The organism is Lentibacillus daqui, assembly GCF_027186265.1.
Taxonomy (GTDB): Bacteria; Bacillota; Bacilli; order Bacillales; family Amphibacillaceae; genus Lentibacillus_C; species Lentibacillus_C daqui.
Genome location: NZ_CP114176.1, coordinates 3660688 through 3685903 on the forward strand (window position 1 = coordinate 3660688; position 25216 = coordinate 3685903).

General features: G+C 40.8%; 24 protein-coding genes and 1 riboswitch. Of the genes, 9 read left to right on the forward strand and 15 right to left on the reverse strand.

The genetic code is table 11. The annotated features are described in order from the left end of the window. Window positions 1–123: 123 nt before the first annotated feature. Window positions 124–1146 (reverse strand): C45 family autoproteolytic acyltransferase/hydrolase, encoded by a 1023-nt coding sequence (locus tag O2S85_RS18205; RefSeq protein WP_269410691.1) that lies wholly within the window; start codon window positions 1144–1146, stop codon window positions 124–126. Between the two features lie 431 nt (window positions 1147–1577). On the opposite strand from O2S85_RS18205, the gene O2S85_RS18210 reads away from it, so the two are divergent. Then, complete coding sequence (locus tag O2S85_RS18210) at window positions 1578–2639, forward strand: NAD(P)/FAD-dependent oxidoreductase (RefSeq protein ID WP_269410692.1); 1062 nt, start codon at window positions 1578–1580, stop codon at window positions 2637–2639. Window positions 2640–2903: 264 nt separating this feature from the next. Here the strand turns inward: O2S85_RS18210 and O2S85_RS18215 are convergent, their stop codons facing one another. The 3 genes from O2S85_RS18215 to metA all read right to left on the reverse strand — a co-directional run bounded on the left by O2S85_RS18215 (window position 2904) and on the right by metA (window position 4972). Then, window positions 2904–3611, reverse strand: coding sequence for a hypothetical protein (locus tag O2S85_RS18215; RefSeq protein ID WP_269410693.1), 708 nt, complete (start codon window positions 3609–3611; stop codon window positions 2904–2906). A gap of 252 nt (window positions 3612–3863) precedes the next feature. Beyond that, window positions 3864–4007 carry a hypothetical protein gene (locus tag O2S85_RS18220; RefSeq protein ID WP_269410694.1) on the reverse strand — a complete coding sequence of 48 codons (144 nt, stop codon included), beginning with the start codon at window positions 4005–4007 and terminating at the stop codon, window positions 3864–3866. A 56-nt stretch (window positions 4008–4063) separates the two neighbouring features. Next, entirely contained in the window at window positions 4064–4972 is a 909-nt protein-coding gene (metA, locus tag O2S85_RS18225; protein ID WP_269410695.1) for a homoserine O-acetyltransferase MetA, read from the reverse strand. A gap of 254 nt (window positions 4973–5226) precedes the next feature. Here metA and O2S85_RS18230 point away from each other — a divergent pair, with 254 nt between their 5' ends. Further along, window positions 5227–6480 (forward strand): dicarboxylate/amino acid:cation symporter, encoded by a 1254-nt coding sequence (locus tag O2S85_RS18230; RefSeq protein ID WP_269410696.1) that lies wholly within the window; start codon window positions 5227–5229, stop codon window positions 6478–6480. A gap of 161 nt (window positions 6481–6641) precedes the next feature. Here the strand turns inward: O2S85_RS18230 and O2S85_RS18235 are convergent, their stop codons facing one another. Then, a complete protein-coding gene (locus tag O2S85_RS18235; protein WP_269412643.1) occupies window positions 6642–8051 on the reverse strand; it encodes a SpoVR family protein in 1410 nt (469 codons plus the stop codon). A gap of 174 nt (window positions 8052–8225) precedes the next feature. Here O2S85_RS18235 and ymzB point away from each other — a divergent pair, with 174 nt between their 5' ends. Further along, window positions 8226–8579, forward strand: a complete 354-nt coding sequence (gene ymzB, locus O2S85_RS18240) for a protein YmzB (RefSeq protein WP_269410697.1) — start codon at window positions 8226–8228, stop codon at window positions 8577–8579. Between the two features lie 58 nt (window positions 8580–8637). On the opposite strand, the gene yhbH is transcribed toward ymzB, so the two are convergent. Beyond that, window positions 8638–9798, reverse strand: coding sequence for a sporulation protein YhbH (yhbH, locus tag O2S85_RS18245; RefSeq protein WP_269410698.1), 1161 nt, complete (start codon window positions 9796–9798; stop codon window positions 8638–8640). 252 nt (window positions 9799–10050) lie between these two features. Further along, complete coding sequence (locus O2S85_RS18250; RefSeq protein ID WP_269410699.1) at window positions 10051–11946, reverse strand: PrkA family serine protein kinase; 1896 nt, start codon at window positions 11944–11946, stop codon at window positions 10051–10053. A 258-nt stretch (window positions 11947–12204) separates the two neighbouring features. Here O2S85_RS18250 and yedE point away from each other — a divergent pair, with 258 nt between their 5' ends. Further along, a complete protein-coding gene (gene yedE / locus O2S85_RS18255; protein WP_269410700.1) occupies window positions 12205–13413 on the forward strand; it encodes a selenium metabolism membrane protein YedE/FdhT in 1209 nt (402 codons plus the stop codon). Next, complete coding sequence (yedF, locus tag O2S85_RS18260) at window positions 13403–13630, forward strand: sulfurtransferase-like selenium metabolism protein YedF (RefSeq protein WP_269410701.1); 228 nt, start codon at window positions 13403–13405, stop codon at window positions 13628–13630. Before yedE ends, yedF begins: the two co-directional genes overlap by 11 nt. Window positions 13631–13728: 98 nt before the next feature. Here yedF and O2S85_RS18265 read toward each other — a convergent pair whose 3' ends face one another. Both O2S85_RS18265 and O2S85_RS18270 read right to left on the reverse strand, forming a co-directional pair. Next, the gene (locus O2S85_RS18265) at window positions 13729–14352 is read right to left on the reverse strand and encodes a helix-turn-helix domain-containing protein (RefSeq protein ID WP_269410702.1); all 624 of its coding nucleotides are present in this window, start codon (window positions 14350–14352) and stop codon (window positions 13729–13731) included. 375 nt (window positions 14353–14727) lie between these two features. Continuing rightward, window positions 14728–15633, reverse strand: a complete 906-nt coding sequence (locus O2S85_RS18270; protein ID WP_269410703.1) for a hydroxymethylglutaryl-CoA lyase — start codon at window positions 15631–15633, stop codon at window positions 14728–14730. Between the two features lie 331 nt (window positions 15634–15964). On the opposite strand from O2S85_RS18270, the gene O2S85_RS18275 reads away from it, so the two are divergent. Together O2S85_RS18275 and O2S85_RS18280 are read left to right on the forward strand one after the other, a co-directional pair. Continuing rightward, the gene (locus tag O2S85_RS18275; RefSeq protein ID WP_269410704.1) at window positions 15965–16279 is read left to right on the forward strand and encodes a magnetosome magnetite crystal formation protein family; all 315 of its coding nucleotides are present in this window, start codon (window positions 15965–15967) and stop codon (window positions 16277–16279) included. A 179-nt stretch (window positions 16280–16458) separates the two neighbouring features. Beyond that, on the forward strand, window positions 16459–16875 hold the full coding sequence (locus O2S85_RS18280; RefSeq protein ID WP_269410705.1) for a YuzC family spore coat inner layer protein: 417 nt from the start codon (window positions 16459–16461) through the stop codon (window positions 16873–16875). Window positions 16876–16946: 71 nt separating this feature from the next. Here the strand turns inward: O2S85_RS18280 and O2S85_RS18285 are convergent, their stop codons facing one another. The 4 genes from O2S85_RS18285 to O2S85_RS18300 form a co-directional block, all read right to left on the reverse strand. After that, on the reverse strand, window positions 16947–17636 hold the full coding sequence (locus O2S85_RS18285; protein WP_269410706.1) for an LrgB family protein: 690 nt from the start codon (window positions 17634–17636) through the stop codon (window positions 16947–16949). Beyond that, window positions 17629–17997, reverse strand: a complete 369-nt coding sequence (locus O2S85_RS18290) for a CidA/LrgA family protein (protein WP_269410707.1) — start codon at window positions 17995–17997, stop codon at window positions 17629–17631. The genes O2S85_RS18285 and O2S85_RS18290 overlap by 8 nt, the downstream gene beginning before the upstream one ends. Before the next feature lie 214 nt (window positions 17998–18211). Further along, a complete protein-coding gene (locus O2S85_RS18295; protein WP_269410708.1) occupies window positions 18212–19207 on the reverse strand; it encodes a glycosyltransferase in 996 nt (331 codons plus the stop codon). Between the two features lie 352 nt (window positions 19208–19559). Next, complete coding sequence (locus O2S85_RS18300; protein ID WP_269410709.1) at window positions 19560–20126, reverse strand: O-acetyl-ADP-ribose deacetylase; 567 nt, start codon at window positions 20124–20126, stop codon at window positions 19560–19562. A 176-nt stretch (window positions 20127–20302) separates the two neighbouring features. Continuing rightward, window positions 20303–20481: riboswitch (Lysine riboswitch) on the forward strand. A gap of 129 nt (window positions 20482–20610) precedes the next feature. On the opposite strand from O2S85_RS18300, the gene dapA reads away from it, so the two are divergent. Next, the gene (dapA, locus tag O2S85_RS18305) at window positions 20611–21498 is read left to right on the forward strand and encodes a 4-hydroxy-tetrahydrodipicolinate synthase (protein WP_269410710.1); all 888 of its coding nucleotides are present in this window, start codon (window positions 20611–20613) and stop codon (window positions 21496–21498) included. A 122-nt stretch (window positions 21499–21620) separates the two neighbouring features. Here the strand turns inward: dapA and O2S85_RS18310 are convergent, their stop codons facing one another. Further along, on the reverse strand, window positions 21621–22673 hold the full coding sequence (locus tag O2S85_RS18310; RefSeq protein ID WP_269410711.1) for a tellurite resistance/C4-dicarboxylate transporter family protein: 1053 nt from the start codon (window positions 22671–22673) through the stop codon (window positions 21621–21623). A gap of 201 nt (window positions 22674–22874) precedes the next feature. Between O2S85_RS18310 and O2S85_RS18315 the strand changes: the two genes are divergently transcribed. After that, window positions 22875–24104: an IS4 family transposase gene (locus O2S85_RS18315; protein WP_269410712.1), complete on the forward strand. Its 1230-nt coding sequence runs from the start codon at window positions 22875–22877 to the stop codon at window positions 24102–24104. A gap of 606 nt (window positions 24105–24710) precedes the next feature. Here O2S85_RS18315 and ymaG read toward each other — a convergent pair. Next, window positions 24711–25028, reverse strand: coding sequence for an inner spore coat protein YmaG (gene ymaG / locus O2S85_RS18320; RefSeq protein ID WP_269410713.1), 318 nt, complete (start codon window positions 25026–25028; stop codon window positions 24711–24713). Between the last annotated feature and the right edge of the window lie 188 nt (window positions 25029–25216).

The following is a 25216-nucleotide window of genomic DNA, read 5'->3' on the forward strand; positions in this document are numbered from 1 at the left end:
ACCCAAAAAATAGGAATCGTTGATATATTTATGTTTGAAAGCAATACCGCTGTTTAAATAATTTATTTGTGCTGCATGGATATATGAAGATCAAAAGATAACGATCCTTTAATTTCATTATCTTCATCTGCTAAAATCAAATACACCATTGATTACATTGGGTAATTCAATATCACCAACCACCCAGCCCTTAAGCGAAAACTCGAACGGCTCACAATCCCCACCAATGCCAACAGTCACGCTTAAATTCATTGGATCATAAACCACCGTATGCATTGTACCAAAATACTCCTGATAATCTTTAAAAAAGAAAGGCGATTCCTCTTCATTGAAAAGCTGGTACGCCAATAACGGGGTCAGCTTCTGCTTTGGTAAATGTTCCAGATGGTTTAGACGGGTTTTTGATTGGGATATCTCCGGTCTATTGTTTTCCCTTAATACATCCATCTCAAAATGATTGGTGCACATGACTTGATTTTGGGAACGTACAACTTGATGATTCGGACTTGCTTCGATAACTACAGATTCTCCACTTCTATCCATAATGGAATAGTTATAACAGTACCCATGTGGAATATTTTGAAGTAAATGGACTGCGTCTTGTATCGTTGCGCATTGATCCAATATCATCCGTACAATGGTTGTTCCTAAAAAGCCAGTACGATGATGTCGTTCATTTACTAGGTGCAATCCCACAATTAGCCCTTTTTCATTCATTCCATCGAGTCTGCCAATCATTTGCTGACTGAATCCCACACTAGCATAGCCATCATCCGGATTGCAGAACACGAATCTGGCATCATACAATTCGGGGCTAAAATCATAGTTGCGAACATAGAAAGTTTCACTTGCGAAGGCCGTACAACCCATTTGTGGAAATGTAACATCAAAACCGCTAAACATCCTTATGGCCATATCCTCTTTCATTCCTAACCCCGCTGCTACTCCCTTCAATTCCTCCAGCAAAAATGGCATATACTCCATCAATCGGGACTTTGTTTCATTCACATCACAATGTTTAGTCATCTCTTGAGTAAATTCAATCCGCTCATCCCGCTTCCAATCCTGCCCTTGTTTAAACCCAACTTGTTCATATGTTCCTTTTAAAGCAACAACATCAACTGCCAGATCCATTTTGTCACCCATGTCATGCTCCTTTGCATTTTCATTTTCCTAACCTTCACATTCTAAATCTACTAGTTGCACAATGAATTTGCAACCGCTTTATAACTAGAAGTTTCGCTCTATTCCAACGTCTGTTTTTTGCCGATAATCCCTAGTCTTTCCGCGCTGCATTTGTTATCCTTTAGATGGAAAACAAAACACTTATATTGCGTGTTCAAAAAGGAGGATAAAAAGGACCGAGAAGTTCTAGGCGGCGTAGCTTTGAGCACCGGAGTGTACATAAAAGGTACATGAGGAGCGGAAAAGCAAGCCAACGAGCTTCTTTAAAGGTAGGCCGACTAAAAACGGGCTTGCGCTCAGGCGTCGGCATACCCCTTTTGCAGGGCCATGTCATTTTTACCGGCCTTTTTGAACATCCTCTTATATTATTGGGATAGAGATGGGGTTATGGTATGAAAAGATTGGTTATACTAGGTGGCGGCTATGGAGGGGTTAGAGTCATCGCAGGTTTACTGAATCACCAACTATCGGAGGATATTGCCATTACGGTTGTGGATAGAAATCCATATCAATCGCTAAAAACAGAATTTTATTCAATCGCAGCTGGCACTTCTGCTGACAAAGATGTACGGGTAAACTTCCCAGAGGATAAACGAGTAAACTATATATTTGGTGAAATTACAGCAATTAACACAGAGGATCGGGAAATTATATTAGAAGGAAGAACTGAACGTGTCGAGTATGATTATTTAGTGGTAGCACTCGGCTGTGAAGACATCTACCACGGGATTAAAGGAGCACAGGAATATACACATAGTGTTCAGACCTTCCAGCAAGCTAGACGGACCTGGGCAGCAGTCGGAAATCTTAAGGCGTATGGCAAAGTCGCCATCGTTGGGGCAGGATTAAGTGGTATTGAAGTTGCTGCCGAAATCAGGGAAAGTCGTCCCGATCTAAACATTCGGCTACTTGACCGCGGGGCTTCCGTGTTAAAGGCATTCAATCCAAAAGTCCGGGAATATGTGGAATCATGGTTTATTGAAAATCAGGTAGAGGTACTGCATCACGCCAATGTGGAATATGTGGAAAAAGATGGCGTTTGCAATAATGGCATCTGTTTTGTTAATGATGTCACCATTTGGACTGCCGGTGTGCAGCCACATCATTTAGCCAGGGCATTGCCATTCCAAAAGGATCAACAAGGGAAAATTATCGTCAATGATTACTATCAAGTACCGGAAAACAAGCATATTTATGTTGTTGGAGACTGTGCTTCATCATTTCATTCGCCGAGTGGACAGTTGGCTATGCAGCAAGGTGATCAGATTGCGGAAGTTTTATTGGCGGTGCTTCATGATAAACAACCAAAAAAACCGAAAGCAATCAAACTAAAAGGTACACTCGGATCCCTTGGCAAGTCAGATGGGTTTGGAAATATGTTCCAACAACCATTTACCGGACTTGTCCCACGCATTGCCAAATCCGGTGTTTTATGGCTTAGTAAGCGACATTAATTCATGATCAGAGCCTTCTAAAACGGGTAAACGTGACATGAAATCCATATAGAAAATCGATCGGGTCGCTTACAATATCGAGCGAATTGATCATAAAATCGATCGAGTCAGATCTAAATTTGATCGAGACAACCAAAAACTCGATCGGGACTTTGCCTAAACTCGAACAAAAAAAGTCACAAATTCAATCGAACACTATCAACCAATGGGGGGGAGAAGAGCAGGGTGAGACTAGTGATCAGCCTCACCTTGTCCCGCTACCGTTTATCCTTGTCCAAATGGGAAAAGTTTCAGCTTTTTTGCTTCATCTGCGTGATTATTAATGATTTCGTTCAATAATTGTTGTGGGCTTTTTCCCTTAGTGTCCATACCAAGTTTCTCCGCCGATTGCATGATCTTCTTTTCCTGGATCTCTTTAGCCAGATTGTAATAATCCTTGCCTTCTGTATCGATTCCTAGCTTGTCTGCTTCTTTGTTAATATAATGCTCAAATATAGCTTGTTTGATGGATTCCGTGTCTTTTCCCTTGATTGTAATTCCGAGTTTCTCCGCTTTTTTCTTTAATTTAGCTTCATAAACTTCCTTTTCCAGCGTTTTTGGATCCTTACCTTCTGTTTCAATACCAAGTTTCTCGGCCATTTGTTTGACCTTTTTGTGATGTACCTCTGCAGCGAGCTTATCGATATCTTGATTTTTTGATTCAATGCCCAACTCGTCAGCGGCACGTCGGATTTCAGTCTCGTAAACCTCTCTAGCCAGATCTTCTGCATTTTTTCCTTCTGTATCAATACCCAGCTCCTTGGCACGGTGTTTAATTAATCCTTCGTTATGATGAATATCATAATTGTGGTGGCCGAGTTCGGGTTGGACGACAGATTCCTTCTCACTTGATGGAGCAGCAGCGGCAGGGACCTGAACGGAAATAATCAAACCCAATGCAACGGCCAATGCGGTCAAAAACCGTTTATACATTGTCATCTTCCTCCTGTCTTTAGGTTATGTCTTAGCATTTCCACATTCAATCAAGACATGTACACTTATTATAATCACCTTTAAGATGGAAAAAAATAAGGAGATAGCAGTGTACTTAAAAACTGCTATCTCCTTATAAACTGGCGCTGGTTGGAATCGCTGATAAACGATACGAAACACCGTACAGTGATTGTGATTCGCCGTATAAGCGGTCAAAGTCGCTGTATATTGAAATATTGCTAAAACGCTTGATTAGTCTTCTTTATTGATATACTCGTTTAGTTCCTCGCCGCCCTGGCTATTGTGATTTTTAAATTGGGCTTTTCGTCCATTACGATGCTCGCCATGATTCGTATTTTCCTTGAACATGTTATTTTTCTTTTCCTTATTGACCATGCCATATTACCTCCTTTTCCACCTATTGTTTGAAAAGCGAGGGGCTTTATACATGCTTAATCCCACAGATATGGCGTTTGCTGGTACACATAGTAATTCAGCCAATTGGAAAAAAGCAGATGGGTGTGTGACCGCCATGTATTTTGTGGTCGTTTATCTGCATTGTCGTTTGGAAAGTAGTTCTTTGGCAAATCTGTATCCAGTCCTCTGTCAAGATCACGCGTATATTCTTCAGCAAGGGTGCTTGATTCATATTCCAAATGACCGGTAATCATAATATGCTTCCTGTCTTGAGACATAATAATAAACGCCTCCGCTTCATCGGAATAGGAAAGAAGGTTTAGATCCGGATGATTTTCAATTTCTTTCATTGGTACCGATGTATATCTTGAGTGTGGCGCATTAAATACATCACCGAATCCCCGGACAAGCTCAACAGTCCGATCCGTAATTTGATGCTGAAACACACCGAACAACTTTTTTGGTAGAGCGTACTTCCCGATCCCATAATGATAATATAATGCCGCTTGTGCCCCCCAGCAAATATGTAAGCAAGAGGTTACATTCGTCTTTGTCCATTCCATGATTTGTGTCAGTTCTTGCCAATAACCCACATCTTCAAATTCCAAATGTTCAATTGGCGCACCGGTAATAATCATGCCATCAAAGCGACGATTTTTGATTTGGTCAAACGTCAAATAGAATGTGTCCAAATGCGATTTGCTAACATGCTTTGCTTCATGGCTTGCCATTCTTAAAAAATTTATATTTACCTGTAATGGTGTATTCCCCAATAAACGGAGAAGCTGCAATTCCGTTCGTTCTTTTTCCGGCATTAAGTTTAAAATAACAATATTTAGTGGGCGAATGTCTTGTGTTCTTGCCCGATCCTCATCCATTACAAATATCTTCTCCATTTTTAATGCCTCGGTTGCCGGCAGCTCTTTTGGTATGTTAATTGGCAATTGACATCTCCTCCTTTATGTAATGAAATATTGTATCTATTATAAGGTTAGGAAAATTTTTAAGCAATAGAATGGGCAGATTAATTCCTTATTTATGTTTTTACCGATCCTGAAATACAGGCAATGTTTTTGACAGATTTATGTCTGTCCTGTATTGTCGGGATAACCTAGCAAATTAGTAGGAATATTAGTTTATATATATAGTAAATGTAACGTGGAACTTTGGGTAATCCTATTGATAAGGTGGTCATCGTATGAAAGCAATCTGGAAAGGTTATATCCATGCGTCACTTATATTGAAAATCACCATCGCACTGATTCTCGGCGTTATCGTGGGATTAATATTCGGTAAGGATGCTGCAGTACTTGAACCATTTGGTGATTTATTGCTTCATTTACTCAAATTCCTTATTATTCCCCTCATTCTATTTACCTTGATCGTTGGGGTAAACCAAACTAGTATTACAAACCTGGGGCGAATGGGCGGAAAGGTATTTCTGTATTATGTACTTACTTCCGCGTTGGCAATCGTTGTCGGCATCGCGGTTGCCAGCATCTTTAGCCCAGGCGCGGGTATGACATTGGATACGAAAGAAGGTTTTGAGGTGCCGGAAAATCCCGGGATCATCCATGTTCTACTAAGTATTGTCCCGGAAAATATTGTGACAGCCTTTAGTGAGCTTAATCTGTTGGGGATTATTTTCACCGCCCTTGTCTTTGGGATTGCCATATCTTCCTTACGAGCTTCTGAACAACATCATGAACTTGGCGAACAAGTTTATACGGTCATTAATGGCTTAAACGAAGCGACATTATCGATTATGAAAGTGATTCTGCAGTATGTGCCAATCGGGGTATTTGCGATTATGGCCAAGACAGTTGGCAACCAGGGAGCAGACACATTATTGTCCCTGGGTAATATGGTCCTGGTGCTCTATATTGCGTTAATTGTGCATATTGGTGTTTACATTCTGTTTATGTTTGTGACAAAAGTTCCATTGAAACCATTTTTTCGTGAGGCACGCACTCCAATGGTTACCGCATTTGTCACGCAAAGCAGTTCCGGTGTGTTACCATTGACTTTAAATGCTGCTAAAAATATGGGACTTTCCAGAAGCTTATATGGATTTAGTTTGCCACTTGGAGCAACCATTAATATGGACGGTGCCGCGATTCGCATTGCCGTTTCTGCCGTTTTTGCTGCCAATATTATTGGAGATCCGCTAAGTTTTACCGATATGCTACAAGTGGTCTTGGTGGGAACACTCGCCTCGATTGGAACGGCAGGAGTACCGGGAGCTGGAATCATTATGATTGCAACCGTTTTTGCACAGTTGGGATTACCAATGGAAGCTGTTGGATTACTGACAGCCATTGATGCACTAGTCGGTATGGGATGTACCGCCATAAATGTAACCGGTGATCTGGTTGGCACGGCAATTATCGACAAGTCAGAGAAGAAGCGGGAAAATCCTGATACAGTAGAAAACAGCTATTCCCGCTCATGATTTGGGATCGGATTGTATTTCTAATTTGGGCAGCGGCATTCATTATGTTGTACAACATCCTCTATGCCTGTTCCTGTGATTAAATAGTTCAATTAGTAAGGCCGCTATTTCAGTAAAAAGAAATAGCGGCCTTGTTCATACTAAAATGGGATTAGTCCCCTTTATTTAAACCGTCGATTCACCTTATTTCCGTCATAGGAATAGACAACGGCTTTATCCTCCACCACTGTTTCCAGATATACAGATCGTCCCCAGAGCTGGTAAATATACGGTAGAACGTGTTCCAAATAATGCAAATCAAGCTCAATTCCTTCATACCGGTGCATTAAATAAAGATACCCATTACGCAGATAATCTCCATCCACTACCTCAATATAAGGAAATCCACCATTTACCCGCTGCTGGATAAGCTGATCACGTACCTGTTCATAATCTTTATCCGTCACTCGATAGTCAGCGCCTTGTTTCTCAAATAAATACATATCTTCTCGCTGAACGAGTTCCTTGGTTAAATAGTTGCGAATAAAGGATGTATCGGATTCAATTTCCCTGACTTCAAAAATTTTCTCCCGGCCGGAATTAGGTTCAACGCCCATTTGTTTCATTTTATCTGTTGGGTTATTATAGCGCTCTTCAATATCCTCAAACATTTTTACCCCAAGATAATATGGATTAATCTGTGTCTTTGACGGCTGGACAACCCCGGCATTTAACGTAGCAAATTCAACGGTTTCATCAGATGTCAGATCCATTTCCCGCAAAATCCGCTGGTGCCAAAATGATGCCCAGCCTTCATTCATGATTTTTGTCTCCAGTTGCGGCCAAAAATAAAGCATTTCCTCCCGCATCATGGTTAGGACATCTCGTTGCCAATCCTCCAGCTCCCGGCTATACTCCTCGATAAATAATAATAGGTCCTTTTCCGGCTGAGGGGGGAAATTCTTCTTTTTTGTTTCTTCTTCGGGCTTTTGCTCCATCATGGTTTCATCGATTTCCCACAAATCATCATATGCTGATCTTGCTTTTCGTTTTTCCGGCTCTTTATCTTCCTCCACCCCAAACGATGGTAGTTTTGATCTGACAAGTGATGGGTCAATATGTTCCTGAATGGATAATACCGCATCCAAAAACGCCTCCACCTCTTTCTTACCATGGATCATTTCATAATTGGCAATCCGTTCTGCAGTGGCTGTCATGCTCTCCACCATATCTCTTCTGGTATTGGAAAACCGGGCATTATTTTTGAAGAAGTCACAGTGGGCAAGAACATGAGCAACAATGAGTTTATTTTGAACCAGACTGTTGGTATCAAGCAAAAAAGCATAGCATGGGTCGGAATTAATCACAAGTTCATAAATTTGACTCAGGCCCAGGTCATAATGCAATTTCATCTTATAAAATTGTTTCCCAAAGCTCCAATGACTGAACCGGGTTGGCATTCCATAGGCGCCAAATGTATAGATAATATCAGCAGGGCAAATTTCGTAACGCATCGGATAAAAATCAAGGCCAAACCCGGTTGCAATTTCTGTAATTTCGTCAATTGCCCGATCAAGTTCCTTCAACTCCATCAACGAGCATCCCTCCAAATAAGCTTTATACATTCTATGATCCCCATGGATGATGATGAACCTCTTATTGATGATCTGCCTGTTATTAATCCAGCATGTTTTCCCTATGCAACAGCTTACAAGTGTGTATGATTTTGCCTGGTGTGGGTAACTTAATACCATGGAGGAATAGTGATGACCGAACAGAACTTATCAATTGAAGCGTTTAACGAACAATTACAGCAATGGACAGGAAAAACAATAAAGATCTCCAAGCAGGAACTATTAGACGATGATGCAACGATTATGAATTTACAACAAGTCACCTACGAAACGAACACACAACGGATTGATGATTACCAGCCGATGCATACACTGCAATTAAACGGAACTGGTCACATTGAAAACGAAGCACATGATATGCAGCCATTGCCTTCTTCACAATATGAAATTCCGCTTGAAGATTCGTCCCGATATCAATTCGATGGATCACGATTTTCATTGACAACAGACAGAGGGACATACACCATTGAAAAATTGTATGAATAAGGAATCTGCCAGGCACTTGTTCGGATAATTTCCATCGTACCTGGCAGCTTGCCAAAACCTATACAGGTGCTGTTTCTTTTTTGAAGAAACACTTCATCGCATGGTAGACATCGCGTTTTTCTTTCAAAATATAATGCCTGAACTTCTTACCTTCAATATTGCGATACGCCCGCATTAGTGTCGACGGACGATTATAACTGTTCACTTCCCCGTAACCAAACATACTTGATTTTTCCATTAGTTCGTTAACAAGCTTGATACAGGTTGGATTATCTGACGTAATATTCTCCCCATCGGAAAAATGAAATGGATAAATATTATAACGTGATGGGCTATATTGCTGTTCAATTAGTTCCAGTGCCTTATAGTAAGCCGATGAACAAATGGTTCCGCCACTTTCTCCTTTTGTAAAAAATGCTTCCTCAGATACAACCTTTGCCTCTGTATGATGGGCAATAAAGGCAATTTCTACCGATTCATACTTGGTTCGTAAAAAGCGGGTCATCCAGAAAAAAAAGCTTCTTGCTATATATTTTTCGAATGTGCCCATTGATGCACTCGTATCCATCATTGCGAGTACAACCGCTTTTGATTCTGGCTTGATGACATCATCCCATGTCTTAAACCGCAGATCGTCATTATAGATTGGCGTAATTCCCGGATGTCCTTCTGTTGCATTTCGCTTTAATGCTGTTAAAATGGTACGTTTCTTATCAATGTTTCCCATTAAACCTTTTTTACGGATATCGTTAAATTCAATATCCTCTGTAACAATTTCAGCCTGTTCCTTTTCTTCCAGATTTGGTAATTCCAATTCTTTAAACAGCGCTGATTCAATTTCTTCCAATGATACTTCTGCTTCATAATAATCACTTCCTGGCTGATTACCCGCTTGTTTGCCCTGGCCGGCACCTTTACCTTTGCCACTTGGATCACGGGCAACTACATCACCAACCTGACTATCACCATCTCCCTGGCCGACATGCTTTGATTTATTGTAATTATAGCGGATTTTGTATTCATCCAATGAACGAATTGGTATCTTAATGATATCCCGTCCGTTTGACATGATAATACTCTCTTCACTGACTAAGTCCGGTAAATTATTTTTTATGGCTTCTTTCACCTTATCCATATGACGCTGCTGATCCTGTTGACCTTTACGATGGAGGGACCAGTTTTCTTTGGAGACGACATAATTTTCGTTACCTTCCTGCATAACATACCCTCCTGATTATTTATATTTATTCAGTCCAGAATACCCTTGGTGTGAAATATACCTTGTTCCCTATATTCTATGCAACCCTAGCCAAGTTATTGCGTACTATTTTCAGAAAACATATACACCCAGGTAGAAAACTCCATCCCTATTATGTAAGAAGCAAGACTAATAGGCTTATTAGTCTTGCTACCGTAAAGTGAAAATTTCACTCAGCACGGGTAGTGCAGCCCGTTCGTGCGTGATAACTTCTTAACGGTTAAGCAGGCTGCCGACGTATCTTAATAGTTCATTTGCAGAGGTAGAATTATAACCATATTCATCAATCAGCCTAGCTGTGACTTCGTTAATCTTTTTAAGTTGTGATTCATCCGGCGTTTTCGATGTCGTTGTGATTTTGACGACATCCTTCAAATCGGCAAATAATTTCTTCTGAATGGCTTCCCGCAGACGTTCATGTGAATTATAATCAAACCGTTTACCTTTTCTGGCATAAGCGGAAATACGAATCAGAATTTCCTCTCTAAAGGCTTTTTTGGCATTTTCCGAGATACCAATTTGTTCCTCAATCGACCGCATGAGCTTCTCATCCGGGTTCATCTCTTCACCGGTAAGCGGGTCACGCAGTTTATTTTTATTACAAAATGCCTCAACATTATCGAGATAGTTATCCATTAATGTTTTCGCAGATTCTTCATAGGAATACACAAATGCCTTTTGTACCTCTTTTTTGGCAATTTCATCGTATTCCCGTCTGGCTACTGCAATAAAATTCATATATTGATCTTTGTTTTCATCTGAAATGGATGCATGCTGATCAAGCCCATCTTTCAGGGAACGAAGAACGTCAAGTGCATTAATCGATGGGGTTTCCTTACGAATAATAGTTGATGATATCCGGTTAATCACATAGCGCGGATCAATACCATCCATCCCTTCATCAGGAAATTCTTTGCGTAATTCATCTACATCCAATTGATTAAATCCTTCTATATTCTCGCCGTCGTACAGACGCATTTTTTTAACACGATCGATACCTTGCTTTTTCGAGTCTTGCAACCTTGTCAAAACGGAAAAGATCGCTGCAACTCTTAGTGCATGTGGAGCGATATGGACATTTTGCATATCACTCTCTCTAATCATTTTTTCATAAATCCGCTCTTCCTGGCTTACCCTTAAGTTATAAGGAATAGGCATGACAATAATCCGTGAATGCAGGGCCTCGTTTTTCTTATTGGAAATAAAGGAACGGTATTCCGCTTCGTTGGTGTGTGCCACAATTAGCTCATCCGCACTGATCAAGGCAAATCTTCCTGCCTTAAAGTTGCCCTCCTGTGTTAAGGAAAGCAAATGCCATAAAAACTTCTCATCACACTTCAACATCTCCTGAAATTCCATCATGCCACGATTTGCCTTGTTCAACTCACCATCAAATCGGTATGCACGCGGATCGGATTCGGATCCATATTCGGCAATAGTGGAAAAGTCAATACTACCTGTCAGATCAGCAATATCTTGTGATTTAGGATCAGATGGGCTAAATGTGCCAACCCCAACCCGTTTATCCTCGGAAAAGAAAATCCGTTCAACCATGACATCCTCTATCCGGTCATCATACTCCTTTTCCAGCCGCATCGTATTCAATGGCGAGAGACTGCCTTCGATCCGTACACCATACTTATCATAGAACTCCTCCCGCAAATGCTTGGGAATCAAGTGGAGTGGATCTTCATGCATTGGGCAGCCCTTAATGGCATAAACTGCTCCTTCATCAGTTCGCGAGTAGGCTTCAAGACCCCGCTTTAACATGGTAACAATCGTTGACTTCCCACCACTAACTGGCCCCATTAATAATAAAATCCGTTTGCGCACATCTAGTCGTTTAGCTGCGGGATGAAAATACTCCTCGACCAGTCGTTCTATCGCTTCTTCCAGCCCAAAGATCTCCTCACCAAAAAAGTGATACATCTTTTTGCCATCTCTTTCCGTCACTCCGGAGCTTTTAATCATATTATAAACACGTGAATGAGCGGTTTGGGCAACTTCAGGATGCCGTCGTACAATTTCCAGGTATTCCGCAAATGTACCTTCCCACTTCAGCTGTTCTTCCTCTTCTCGATAACGCTTCACTTTATCTAGTATATCCATTTTGTTACCTCCATTCAGGGCAAGGTTTATATAGCCTATGCAAAAGAGGAAAGGGAGATGACGAAATCCAATATCCCGCCTGTCAGAATTGCAACATTTCAAGGTAATGGTTGCGATACGATGAAAATATACTAAAATAAAGAAGGGTCACTATCATCATATACATTGATACAAGAATGTTCTGAGGGTTTTTGGCTGGTATTCTTTTTTATTAAATACTATGGTACAATTCACGTAATTATTAAGGAGATAAGATTGATGAAACGAGCAATTCACACATTATTTACAAATTATTGGAACCCCTATGTAGCGTTGATCCTGGCGGGGATCCTCAGCGCGTTATATTTTGGTATAACCAAAGGGGTATGGGCGGTTACCGGTGAATTTACCCGATTGGGCGGACATATTTTGCAGTTGCTCGGGATTGACATATCTGACTGGGATTATTTTTCCCTTGTGCACATGCAGGGGACAACATTTTCCCGGACAGATGGATGGATTGTCTGGGGGATGTTTATTGGCGCTTTAATCATGGTTCTTTACAGCAATAATTTTAAAATGCGAATCCCCAGGCAAAAGCGCCGATTGGTTCAGGGGCTTATTGGCGGGATCATTGCTGGTTTTGGTGCCCGCCTTGCGATGGGATGTAACCTTGCTGCATTTTTTACGGGTATGCCGCAATTCTCTTTTCACTCATGGATTTTTATTGTAGCAACTGCACTTGGTACGTACCTTGGAACAAAAATAACCAAAACATCATGGTGGAAGGGAAAACCAAAATTGAAAAAAGGCGGTTCCAATCCTTCACCAGTAAAAAATCAAACCATTCAGCCTTATATTGGTGGTGTTATTACACTGGCATATGTAGCACTGATTGTTTATTTCTTTATCACTGGGAAAACGATGCTTGGAGTAGCCGCACTATTTGGCGCATTGTTTGGTATATTAATAGAGCGTGGACAAATTTGTTTCACTTCTGCATTCAGGGATTTATGGTTAAGCGGCCGAGGTCTGATGGCAAAAGCGATTATTGCGGGGATGGCAATTAGCACGATTATTACGCTGATCATCATCCTTGTTTATGGCATTCAGCCCATCACGCAAGTAGCTGCACCAAGCACATTCGTTGGTGGTGTATTGTTTGGCTTGGGGATTGTCCTGGCAAGCAGTTGTGAAACAGGTATGATGTACCGGCTGATGGAGGGACAGATACTCTACTTAACTGTATTTGTTGGCAATCTCATTGGTGTAACTGCACTCGCTTATGCCTGGGATCACCTTGGCGTATATCAATTCCTCGTTGCAAGCGGGAAACCTATCAATCTCATTCATATATTGGGAGCACCAGGGGCAATGATTGCTACCCTCATTTTGCTTGGCATCTGTTTTGCTATAATAGCTTATTTGCAAAGGCACGACCAATTCAACACCGGTTTAAAGAAAGGAGTTAAAAAACATGTCAGCTGATTACACGTTGGATTTGCGCGGAGAGTCCTGCCCATATCCAGTTATTTACACAATGGAAACACTGCAAGAGATGCATGACGGAGAATTGCTGCAAGTGATTACCGACTGTCCTTCCTCATTCCGAAATATACCTGAAGAGATCCAGAAACATGGCTACCAATTTGCTAAAGAACCAGTAAAAAATGGACCAGAATACTTGTTTTATATTATTGCTTAAAAAAAGAACTAAAAACAGACCTTCGCTGATGGTCTGTTTTTAGTTGAAACACAATTTCCTAAGCAGCAAGAAATGTCCAACTCCGGCGACTTTGCTCCTTATGTACCGCTATCAATAAAAATCGTTAACACTTTCGCCCCATCATTATCTACCGGGACAAATAAATGCGGTTTTACCCCCTTGAAATAAGAGGTGTCCCCTTGCTCCATAAAATGCTTTTCGCCATCATAAAGCAGGTTTATCGATCCCTCCAAAATATAAATAAACTCATCTTGGGAATGGGTATATGGTTCATGTCTCTGATTGGTATCCTTTGGTGTTACATGCACGATTGTTGGCTCAATATTCGAAAATCGTGAACGTGCCAGCAGTTCATACGTGTAGCCCATACTTTCGTCCCCAACACTGAATTCCCGCTTTGATTTCGGCAGCAGAACAAGATCCGTTTCTGGATGGCCATCAAGTACCCAGGAAAGTGGTACATCCAATGCCTCACTAATTTTTGATAACGTTGCGACAGCGGATGCCGTTTGTCCATTTTCGATTTTGGATAATAAACTTTTAGAAATCCCGCACTGGTCGGCGACTTGCTGTTGCGTATTCCGACTGCGTAATCGTGCTTGCTTAATTTTTGTCCCGATATGTTGCAGGTTGATGATGATTCGCTCCCTTCCATTCGCTCCGATACAGAAGATGTTCAAAAAGTCCGGTAAAAATGACATGCCCCTGCAAAAGGGGTATGCCGACGTGGGCGCAAAGCCCGTTTTTAGTCGGCCTTCATTTGAAGAACTCGTTGGCTTGCTTTTCCGCTCCTCATGTACCTTCTATGTACACTCCGGTGCTCAAAGCTACGCCGCCTAGAACTTCTCGGTCCTTTTTATCCTCCTTTTTGAAGCACCCATACAGGTGTATTTATCATAGAATACTAACCTTATGTCGTCAAGATTAGAGGTTGGTAAGCCTAAGTATGAGCTGTTAATGTTGACTAAGAATCCCCAGTTCTCAAATCTTACAAGCCAAGAAAGGCCATCAGTCACCGGCTCACAAGTGACAGGATGGCTTTATTCATCACCTTTTTGTGTTATATGATCAGCCTTTCAAGCCTGACTGGCTGCATAGGTTAATGACTTGCTTGGCAGTGCTTTTCCCAATTTGTTCTGGATATAAAAGGCGGCTTCCTGAAGTTTCTTCTCATCGACTCCTGTATCTATTCCCAGACCATGCAACAGATAAAGCACATCATTTGTCGCTACATTGCCAGCAGCTCCTGGAGCATATGGACAACCACCCAACCCGCCAATCGAACTGTCGAATCTGGTAATCCCGTGTTCTAGTGATCTGGTAATATTAGCAATCGCCATTCCTCTCGTATCATGATAATGCATGATGATTTTGTCCTGTGGATATCGCCGCAATACCGTTTCCAGCAGCTGATCCACCTGGGATGGGACAGCGGTACCGATTGTATCCCCAAGTGAAATATCATCTACACCAAATTCGAATAATTTATCACAAACACGAATCACCTGCTCCGGAGTGATCTTGCCTTCAAATGGACAATCAAACACTGTTGAAACATAACCGGTTACATGTTTATGTTCCTGTTTTGCCTCTTTAATCACTTCTGCCAACACCGGGTACGTTTTTGCAATGGACTTATTAATATTTTTCTTATTATGGGTCTCGCTTGCCGACATAAATACGGATGCACCATCAATTCCGGCTTCCAATGCGAGTTCCAGTCCTTTCATATTGGGAACGAGAGCGGAATAACGGACATTTGGGTTACGATTTATTTTCAGACCAACTTCATACGCATCCGCTAGTTGCGGAATCCACTTCGGATGAACAAACGATGAATACTCAATTTCCTTCACCCCGGTTTCCGACAACATGTTGATCCAATTTATCTTGTCAGCAGTTGAGACAGGTTTCTTTTCATTTTGTAAACCGTCACGTGGTCCAACCTCTTTAATCTGTACACGACTTGGCCAATAAACCATTATTGTCCCTCCTTTTTAATTTGGAGCTATCCTTTACAATTGAATCCGCTTACATGCGAAATAGAAGATCTCTTTAATACATTATTCAAAACAGGGGTAATGCGATCATGAAATGAAACATTTGCCCAATTATATTCAATACAGTTTATCTATATTCAACCTTGTTGAGTTAAGTATATAATAAAAATTCTAAAAATGTCAACTGACTGGTGTGATAGGTGACCGCAAAAGGTGTAAAGGAAGTGCTATTTGGGATAAATTATCGAGGTTGCGAAATACTATGCATGGTTTTATTCAAAAATTGGTACCGTTTTTGAAAGGAGAAAGTAAGATGAATACGGAAAACAAAATTTTGTCATCCTTAAATTACTTTAGCATCTTTTTTGCCCCGTTTTTGTTTCCGCTTATCGTTTATTTTGTAACAAAGGATGGACGTGTCAAATACCATGCCCGACGTGCTTTGCTATCTCATATCATTCCGATCATCGTCATTGTTTTAGCCATTATTTTGGGTGTTATTTTTGGCATGTACAATTCTACGGGGCTTGCAACAGGGACGATTCTGATTGGCTATTTGATAGCAGGGATTTTATACATTGTTTACCTGGTTTGGAATGTCGTACAGGGAATAAAAATTTTTAGCTGAATGAATAAATCAGCCAAAATTACGTGTCATTTACCCAATTTGCACGTTATCCATTGGCAAACATATAGTGTAGAGGGATTTATCACGCATGAACCGGCAGTAAGACACCTTCTTATCTTGCAAGTAACATTGAAGAGAAGTAGGTGCATCACGAGAACAGGTGGGAGGGTAGCATTCTGATGTATTATCATCCGCTTCAACCCTATCCGGGATCAATATATTGTTTGCCATTTATCCCGGTTAATCAACCGGTTGACAACTATCATCGAATACAACCGCAAACAGGGTATCCGGAAATCGGACGGCAATATCCCAAAGTTGATCCAACCCTTTTTCATCAATCCGCTGAAACGTTTAAACAATTAATGAAGGATGGAAACGTCTTGTTGAATAAATTGAGTGAATCAAGGGAATTTGCCGGCAATGTAATGGATGCTGCACAGCGCGGTGATCAAAACAAGGTAAAACAGTTGATCCACTCAGCCGGTATCAAAGAAAGAGTGGAGGTACGCTATACCCCGGACGGCATAACTTTTGACATGTATTCCGACAAAGGGCAATGTTGTAAATTGGCAATGTCACTGCGTTGGAAATAACAGGTTTTTCATGAACGGCTGTCTTAAACTAAGTGGTTTAGCCGTTCTGATCCTGTTTGATTCACGATTTCTTAAGTCCATAATACAATCAAGCCTGGTGTGATAATCGAAACAACCACTGCACTAACAACCATAGCTACTGTACTAATCGATCCCTCTAGTGGATTACTTTCCATCGCGCTGGCCGTTCCCATCGCATGAGAGGCACATCCCAGCCCTACACCCTTACCTAAATAGTGGTTAACACGGAAAAACTTTAAAATAAAGGAACTGATCATGACACCACCAATCCCGGCAATCATCACAAACACAGCGGCAAGTGGGGTAATTCCTCCCGTTGAGTCAGCGATTGCCATTGCAACTGGTGTTGTTACTGATTTGGGGCCAAGGGAGTAAATAATTAATTTATCAAATCCAGCCCATTTTGCCAGCAATATACCGGTCGAAACACCAACTACCGCCCCAGTTAAAGTGCCGCCGAGAATTGGTATGATTAGTTGTCGCAATGTATCCCGTTGTTGGTAAAGCGGATAGGCAAGCGCAACAACAGCGGGGCCAAGCAGTTTATTAATCCAATCACCGCCTACCATATATGTTTCATAAGGAATTTTAAAAACTAATAATCCAACAATAATGAGAAACGTGGCGATAATGACAGGTGCGGTAAAACTGAAATTAATCCGTTGATGAACTTTTATCGAAAACAAATAGATTAATAGCGTACCAATAATCGCAGCTACCCCGATGAAAAGATTAATCATCCTTAACATCCTTCCAGCGAATAATCCATTGACTAACAAGCCCCGCCCCGGCCATCACCAGTACAGTACTTATTAGGATAATCACGATTAAAAGTGACCCCTTGCCAGCGAATATATTGGCATAGTTTAATATACCCACTGTAGCCGGGATAAAGAAAAAGGTCAGATGTTTAACAAAAAAACCAGCCCCATCCTTGATCCACTTCTCTTTGATAATATTCATGGATAACATGGCGAATAATAGTATCATACCGATCACACTACCTGGTATCGACAAATGAAGGACGTCTTGAATACCGTTACCAATCATATAGATAACGCACAAAATAGCAATCTGCACTACAACTCTACAAAATTGCAACCTCGGACACTTCTTTCCGTAAATAGAATAAAACCAGAAGCATCTATTATAGACCCGCCAAACAAATTTGACAATGCGGGACAAAGGGACAGGCACATTATCCCACTTCTTTTTTCAGTGCGGTCAGCGGCTTTGCCCATTTTTATCGACAGGACCATTCGCTTTTTTTCGGCACTTCCATAAAATGGTGGGACTGGAGAACCGCCCCTTTGTCCTATAGCCAGGCATCGAAAAAGTCCCGGTAGCCTTGTTTCATGATGGTGCTGGAAAAGTTATCAAATGCGTACTTCCGGTTTTCCTGTGAGACTTTGTATGGTGATGCAGCTGCCATATTGACAAGCTCAAACCAATTTTGCTCGTTTCCGGAAAAAGCGTGCTGCGAACTAATATGCCTGTAACATGGGTGTTCTGGCTTTACAATGATTTTTCCCATTGCTAACGCCTCAGTTAAGGGCATCGCATAGGTATCAAATTTCGAGCAGCTCCAAAACACTTTGGCACTATTCATCAATGCAAAAATCTCATCCTGTGACAGCGCAAACTCCAATTTTACATTATCCGGTATGACATATTTTTTAACACTTTCCCGATATCGCTCCCCACCGAATACCATCACCACTTCCTTATCCGGATTCTTTCGTGCATATTCAAAAACCAGATCGGGCCGGCGATTTTCCTCGTCCCTGCCAATCCAGAGAATCCGGTTATCGATGATTTGCTGTGGGTCAAAATATTTGTTGGCCATATTCTCATTAAAACCAATCGGAATAACCGTTACATCCTTCACATCAAATGTTGTCATCAATTTGTCTTTTAAATATTCAGTTTGCACAATCGCCTTATCCACTATCCCGTAAAATGGCTTCATCATTTCATAACCAGTTAATGCCGGATCCGGGATACTGTGTGGAAAAAGCACACTATGCTTAATAAACATGTTCAGATAGGTAAACCCCGATACGGTGTATATAACATGATCAATATTTTCCTTATCAAGTTTATCCAGCACAATGTCGTAATTGACCAAATCACCCTTTTCATACTCGTAACCTGGAAGATGATCATATTCGCTGACATGGCGCTCCGGGGAAATAAAAACGATTTCCACTCCCAATTCCTTGCCAATTTGCTTTAATCGATCAGCAAATACACGTGGCCCTTGTGCTTCTGCAAATTGTATCTTACGCATAACCAGCCCAACTTTTTTCATGTCTATCTCCTCGATTCTTACTATTTCAGCTTTATATTTATCATATCACAGCGATTGGGTAGTTGAAGTTTATTAGGCCCCCAAAAATTTCCAGTTGGGACTCCTTAATTGGGATTAGCAAGACGTAATAGTTTCTGATCTCGTAAACGTTTTGACGGTACAGCTTGTTTGCATTGTAAATTTGTCAACGATTCCGGATATTGTATCAGCGGTTTTGTACATTGTATCAGCGATTCTGGGCGTTATATCAGCGATTTCTCACATTATATCAGCGATTCCCGTTTTTTGGCGGGAAAAAAACATCCTTTCACCAACAACATTTTGGGTTGGGCGTCATTTGCTTGTCCACCAGTCACCCTCCACTATGTTCATTCAATATTCTGGTGAGGGCGGTTTGATATGTTTGATAATCTTGTTCGGAAAACAATACCATTTTGACAATGCCAAATGGATGTGCAGTTAAAAAGTTAATAATCGTTTTCATAGCTATTTCGGCCGCCCGGTCTATTGGAAACCGATAAACGCCTGTCGATATAGATGGAAATGCAATACTGTTCAACCCTTTCTCCAGGGCTAAGTTCAAGGAATTTTCATAACAGCTTTTCAGCAAAATATCCTGCTCATGATCTCCCTTTTTCCAAATGGGGCCGACTGTATGAATCACATAACTGGCCGGCAGTTCAAAGCCATCGGTAATAACCACCTCACCAGTTGGCAATTCCGCTCCATGTAATACCTCCGACCGGATCCTTTTACATGCAGCAAGTAATTCTTTCCCTGCTTTCCGATGAATGGCACCATCGACGCCACCCCCGCCAAGCAGTGTCCCATTAGCCGCATTAACGATCGCATCTGTTTGCTGATCGGTGATATCCCCAACCATTAGTACCAGTTCATTTCCATTCATGTTTACGTGCATTTATAGCCCTCCTATAGCTTTACTCCTTTGTACAACCGCTTCACTATCTTGTCAACTAATCGTTCCTGCATAGAATCAAAATCATTTTAATCAATTTACTTTCTAACCCTTGTTGTTTTTTCATTTATCTGGTACAGTACAAGTAGTTAAATATTTTCTTATTTCAATTCTTTTGATATAAGGATAGAGGAGCAAAGACATGAGTACATCATAGGAGGATCATGAGAATCCGGTGATCATGGTGGAAAGGGGAATTTGCCGAAGCGGAAGGAAGCTCATGTTCCGGACGCTGGTTCTGTTATTGAATAAATGCAGGACTGTCATATAGTGAGCTATATGGAGGGCTATCTTACGCAGAAATGTTCATATAAAACTATTCTGCAGCAATGAAGCCGTCGTTGCTGCTTTTTTGCGTTTAAGCCGATTGCCCTGATCATCCTTATTCCAAAAAAGGCAAGTAAAATTTTTCAAAGGGTGTGACGACATGTATTTCGGTCAGGTATTAACTGCAATGGTAACGCCATTTAATGCCAATGGTGAGGTGGATTATGAAGCAACCGCTGCTTTAGTGCAACATTTGATTGCCAATGGATCAGATGGTTTGGTCGTAGGAGGAACAACGGGAGAATCACCTACGTTAACAACTGAAGAGAAACTGCAAGTATTTAAATTTGTTAAGGATACTGTAGGGGAACAGATCCCTGTGATCGCCGGAACAGGATCAAACAACACGCACGCATCTATCCAATTAACACAACAAGCAGAAGAGATCGGCGTTGACGGGGTCATGCTGGTTACCCCGTATTACAACAAACCATCACAGGAAGGATTGTTTCAGCATTTCAAGACAATCGCCCAATCTACATCATTGCCGGTAATGCTTTACAATATTCCCGGACGCAGTGTAATCAATATGTCACCGGAAACGATTATTGCCCTGTCGAAAATCGATAATATCGTTTCAGTGAAAGATGCCGGCGGGAATTTGGATGATACAGCGGCAATCATTCAGGGAACACCAGTTGATTTCACCTTATATAGTGGCGATGACAGTATGACCTTGCCCATATTATCTGTTGGCGGAACTGGGGTTATTTCCGTTGCATCGCACATTATCGGCAATGAGATGCAGGCAATGGTGCAACATTTTAAACATGGTGAGGTACAACAGGCCGCGGCAATGCATCGCAAACTTTTGCCGATCATGAAGGCATTATTCGAAGCGCCTAGCCCTACACCTGTAAAAGCTGCTTTAAACATAACTGGCATCCCGGTCGGCGGGGTTCGTTTACCACTCGTTCCATTAAATGAAACAGAAATGAATACGTTAAGACAAGTAATCCCTGTAAGACAAACGAGAGCTATCAGCTAACATGATTGACATCGCAACGGTACGAGACTGTTGCGATTTTTTTATGGGCTCTTTTTTTCACAAAAATCCTGTGTTGTATCCCATAAGGTTATTCAAATAGTTCAAAAGCTTATATTTCCTCATCAGGACAGGTGCTGATTATGCCTTTGAAAAGAAACGATGACATGATGGATTAAACCAATAAATCCAGGAGCCCATGCAGCGATGGAAATCACGAACATAATCTTAGGAATGATTAGTAGAAAATGCAGTCCCAATGCTTCAGAAAACTGATATGTACTTGTTGTATACATCGCCAGCGGAAAGGCCATTCCCCAAAATTGCGGATCATAAGTCAGTGGATAATGATGGATGATATGCCGCCAAATCGCCAGGATAAAAAGTAACGGAATCCACCATGTACCCGTAATCCAGAAGAATAACGTAAAGCCTTTTAAAAACGGGGTAATCTGATGTAAAAACGGCAATAAGTCCGCATGCATAATCAATGTTGACCCTGCTAATGTTGTAATAGCAACGGCCCCCATATTAATCCAATACGGCGGTGTCAGTGCCTCAAACTTGAACTCCACGAACGTAAACCGGTAAAAGATTAACGTAATAATGTTCAAATATAGCATACACCCTAGAAAATACATGGCTAATGTATAGAACAAAAGGATTCGTTGCGCCTCTCCGCCTACGTAAGGCGCCAATAATGTTCCCAAAATAGCAATAGACTGCGTGGCAACTGAAGCAATTAACCATGCCCCATTAATTCCCTCAGCGATTGTCGGCTTATTCTTGCGTACAGTAACCGCCGTAAAAAAGGTATACATAATAATCAACCATAAAATAATAGCCAGCGCAAACAGGTACTCAGATACGACATGATGATGCCCAACGATAATCAATTGACTGCCAAACACTGACGTTCCCGCAACCCATGTAAAAAAACCTGGCCCTTTCGAGTGGCTGGTTAAATCATTTAATACATTTGGAAGGAAGTAAATAATGCGAATAATCATTAGTGTCCATAATCCAATATAGGCAAATATGTTTATAACCAGCAATGTCTTGGCAATCATATGCATTCCGAGCAGGTATGAACCTATTGATAATGCACCAGTTGCCATTACCATTGCAAAATAACCGGAAAACAAATGCTCAGCTTTTTCCTTCAAAAAATGGATCATTAATTCCACCTCTAGTTCTGTTCCTACTACGTTCTTTATTTAGGATCACTAGCGTTGCATAAAGTTTTTCTACAAATATCAAGAAAAATATTTAGTTGGAACATTAGGAATAATGGGAGTTTTCACTACAAAAGTCTATAAAAAAACCTTATAATAAGGGAATGGTAGTCCTGTCCAAATCCCAAATTATAAGGAGAACTCATGGACAATCATACCATAAAAACTGTATTCAAGGAATACATTCATCCATTAGATTCAAAAGTAACCCAAAAAATGGTCGATCACGCAGAACTTGATAAGTATGTTAAAAAGCTTGATCTACTAACGTTTACCAATGCTTTTATCTATGCACAACTGAAAAACTTAGATAGTTTAAAACGAATAAGCAATACGATTAAACGCAAGAAAACAGTTCAAAGGCTAGTAGGTATTGAAAATATTAGTAAGTCACAGCTTTCTCGAAAAAACAGAAGTATCCCACATGAAATTTTTGAAGTGATTCTACATCATTTAATTCAGAAGTTGCACCATATACTTGGACCAAGAATGGTAAGTAAAGAACTTGGTAAGCTTCATTTGATTGATTCATCAACCATATCCATGTGCCTCAGTCAATATGAATGGGCAGATTTTCGAGAAACAAAATCTGGAGTGAAGATGCATACTTCCATTTCCTTTTGCGATGGCATTTCTTACCCAAATAAAGTAAATCTTACTCCGGCAAGACCTGCGGATGAAACACAGCTGGACGCATTGATTGTAGCGGATAAAAATGTGCTGCATGTGTTCGACCGTGGCTATTTCAACTTTGAAAAGTTTGAAGCCTACTCGAAAGCTGGTATTCGTTTTGTGACACGAATTAAATCAAATACTGTTGTGCATGTCATCGAGGAAATGCCGGTTGACGATACTTCTCCAATCACTCGACATGCGATTATAAAGATTGGAAACATGAAGCATGAACTGCAATTAGTAGAGACCCGAGATAGTGAAGGGAATCAAATTAGAATCGTGTGTAATGATGCAAAGGTGAGTGCACAGGAAATAAGCGACCTTTACCGAAATCGTTGGCAAATTGAATTATTTTTCAAATGGGTAAAGCAACACCTTGTAATCAAAAAGTTGTATGGAAAAAGTGAAAATGCCGTATACAATCAGCTCTATCTAGCGATGATCACGTACTGTTTAACACTGCTTATGAAGAACAGAATAAGCTATAAAGGCACACTACTAGAGATGCTTCACTGGATTCGTGATTGCTGGGATAAATCAATGACGAATTTTATTTCCGAAGTGTTTAAACCACCTGAAGGCACATCTAGAGGACGACGGCGGCAAGAACACGAACGAATCTTTGAAGAAACCCTAGCACAATATGAATTAGGAGAGATTTTTCATTTAGATAACTTGGTTTATGATCCACTCATTTAAATAGTATATAAAATTCAAAAAATGGATGAAGGGCTACCTTTAAACCCTCGTTGTTCTTTTTTAATTTTATAGAAGGAATATATGACAGAATATTCACCCGATTAAGTCGGGTAGCTAATCAAGATGATTGACTTTCAGAAATGGTTTTAATGCAACGCTAGTGATTTAGGATAAGCGTAGCACAATGTAAAAGGAAAATCGATGGCGGGCCATGCGCATGTGATTTTGATCGCCATCAATATTGTGTGAGCAGGGGGTATCGACCATATTGGGGGGATTTCAACTGTGATGGCAGGAGTATCAACCGAACGGATGGATGTATCGACCACTTCACAAAAATTATCAACCATTTAGGCTCCGATATCGGCCACTATCAAAAGATTTATCAATTGGAGAGTAATCTCGACTGAACGATAGGATGAATTGATTGACCTGAAAATGCTCCACCACCATTAATAAGCCATCACAACTTTTCACGTTATGATGGCAATGTGATTTACGTATAAAATGAATTAAAATCCGGTTAAAATAGACCTTTTACATATAAACGGTGGTCTGCCAAAGCCTTTATGTTGTAATGGGCATTTTTGTCTCATAGCAAAAAAATTACCAAAAAAACCCTGGATAATACGGGTAATATCCATAGCCACCGAAACCGCCGTAACCACCATAATGCGGAAATAATAGATAACTTGTCAGCAGCCCACCTGCCAAACCGCCAAGGAAAGGTCCAAATCCATATCTGACAGGTACTGGTCCGCCAATATCACTCCCAAAACCAGGATATCCGTTAAAACCCACTCCGTACCCTTGAACCGGCTCTTGCATTTCCTCTTGTGAATTTCTTTGTTGTTCTGGCACTGCAGTTGACAAATTCTCTTCATAATTAGGCATTGCGGCTTGCTGATTCCATTCGTTATTCATTCTTTTCCCTCACTTCAAAATGTAGTATATGATATCCTTATGCATTTGCCTAATGAAGGTGTTGGGCGTTTTCACCAGAAGTAGGTAATTACAAGTTATTACATCAAATCAAATTTTCAAAAAATAGTGTTTGGTGTTAACATCAGCTTTGTGGTATCATATATCTAACAGATACATATCATATAGAT

Coding starts and splice junctions, on each gene's coding strand:
- O2S85_RS18210 (WP_269410692.1), top strand. CDS start 1,578: ATGAAAAGATTGGTTATACTAGGTGGCGGCTATGGAGGGGTTAGAGTC.
- O2S85_RS18270 (WP_269410703.1), bottom strand. CDS start 15,633: ATGGTTTATTGGCCAAGTCGTGTACAGATTAAAGAGGTTGGACCACGT.
- O2S85_RS18205 (WP_269410691.1), bottom strand. CDS start 1,146: ATGGGTGACAAAATGGATCTGGCAGTTGATGTTGTTGCTTTAAAAGGA.
- O2S85_RS18310 (WP_269410711.1), bottom strand. CDS start 22,673: ATGATCCATTTTTTGAAGGAAAAAGCTGAGCATTTGTTTTCCGGTTAT.
- dapA (WP_269410710.1), top strand. CDS start 20,611: ATGTATTTCGGTCAGGTATTAACTGCAATGGTAACGCCATTTAATGCC.
- O2S85_RS18250 (WP_269410699.1), bottom strand. CDS start 11,946: ATGGATATACTAGATAAAGTGAAGCGTTATCGAGAAGAGGAAGAACAG.
- O2S85_RS18295 (WP_269410708.1), bottom strand. CDS start 19,207: ATGAAAAAAGTTGGGCTGGTTATGCGTAAGATACAATTTGCAGAAGCA.
- O2S85_RS18215 (WP_269410693.1), bottom strand. CDS start 3,611: ATGTATAAACGGTTTTTGACCGCATTGGCCGTTGCATTGGGTTTGATT.
- yedF (WP_269410701.1), top strand. CDS start 13,403: ATGTCAGCTGATTACACGTTGGATTTGCGCGGAGAGTCCTGCCCATAT.
- O2S85_RS18280 (WP_269410705.1), top strand. CDS start 16,459: ATGTATTATCATCCGCTTCAACCCTATCCGGGATCAATATATTGTTTG.
- O2S85_RS18230 (WP_269410696.1), top strand. CDS start 5,227: ATGAAAGCAATCTGGAAAGGTTATATCCATGCGTCACTTATATTGAAA.
- O2S85_RS18265 (WP_269410702.1), bottom strand. CDS start 14,352: ATGTCATTTTTACCGGACTTTTTGAACATCTTCTGTATCGGAGCGAAT.
- O2S85_RS18220 (WP_269410694.1), bottom strand. CDS start 4,007: ATGGTCAATAAGGAAAAGAAAAATAACATGTTCAAGGAAAATACGAAT.
- ymzB (WP_269410697.1), top strand. CDS start 8,226: ATGACCGAACAGAACTTATCAATTGAAGCGTTTAACGAACAATTACAG.
- ymaG (WP_269410713.1), bottom strand. CDS start 25,028: ATGAATAACGAATGGAATCAGCAAGCCGCAATGCCTAATTATGAAGAG.
- O2S85_RS18285 (WP_269410706.1), bottom strand. CDS start 17,636: ATGATTAATCTTTTCATCGGGGTAGCTGCGATTATTGGTACGCTATTA.
- yedE (WP_269410700.1), top strand. CDS start 12,205: ATGAAACGAGCAATTCACACATTATTTACAAATTATTGGAACCCCTAT.
- O2S85_RS18300 (WP_269410709.1), bottom strand. CDS start 20,126: ATGCACGTAAACATGAATGGAAATGAACTGGTACTAATGGTTGGGGAT.
- O2S85_RS18235 (WP_269412643.1), bottom strand. CDS start 8,051: ATGGAGTTGAAGGAACTTGATCGGGCAATTGACGAAATTACAGAAATT.
- O2S85_RS18315 (WP_269410712.1), top strand. CDS start 22,875: ATGGACAATCATACCATAAAAACTGTATTCAAGGAATACATTCATCCA.
- O2S85_RS18275 (WP_269410704.1), top strand. CDS start 15,965: ATGAATACGGAAAACAAAATTTTGTCATCCTTAAATTACTTTAGCATC.
- yhbH (WP_269410698.1), bottom strand. CDS start 9,798: ATGCAGGAAGGTAACGAAAATTATGTCGTCTCCAAAGAAAACTGGTCC.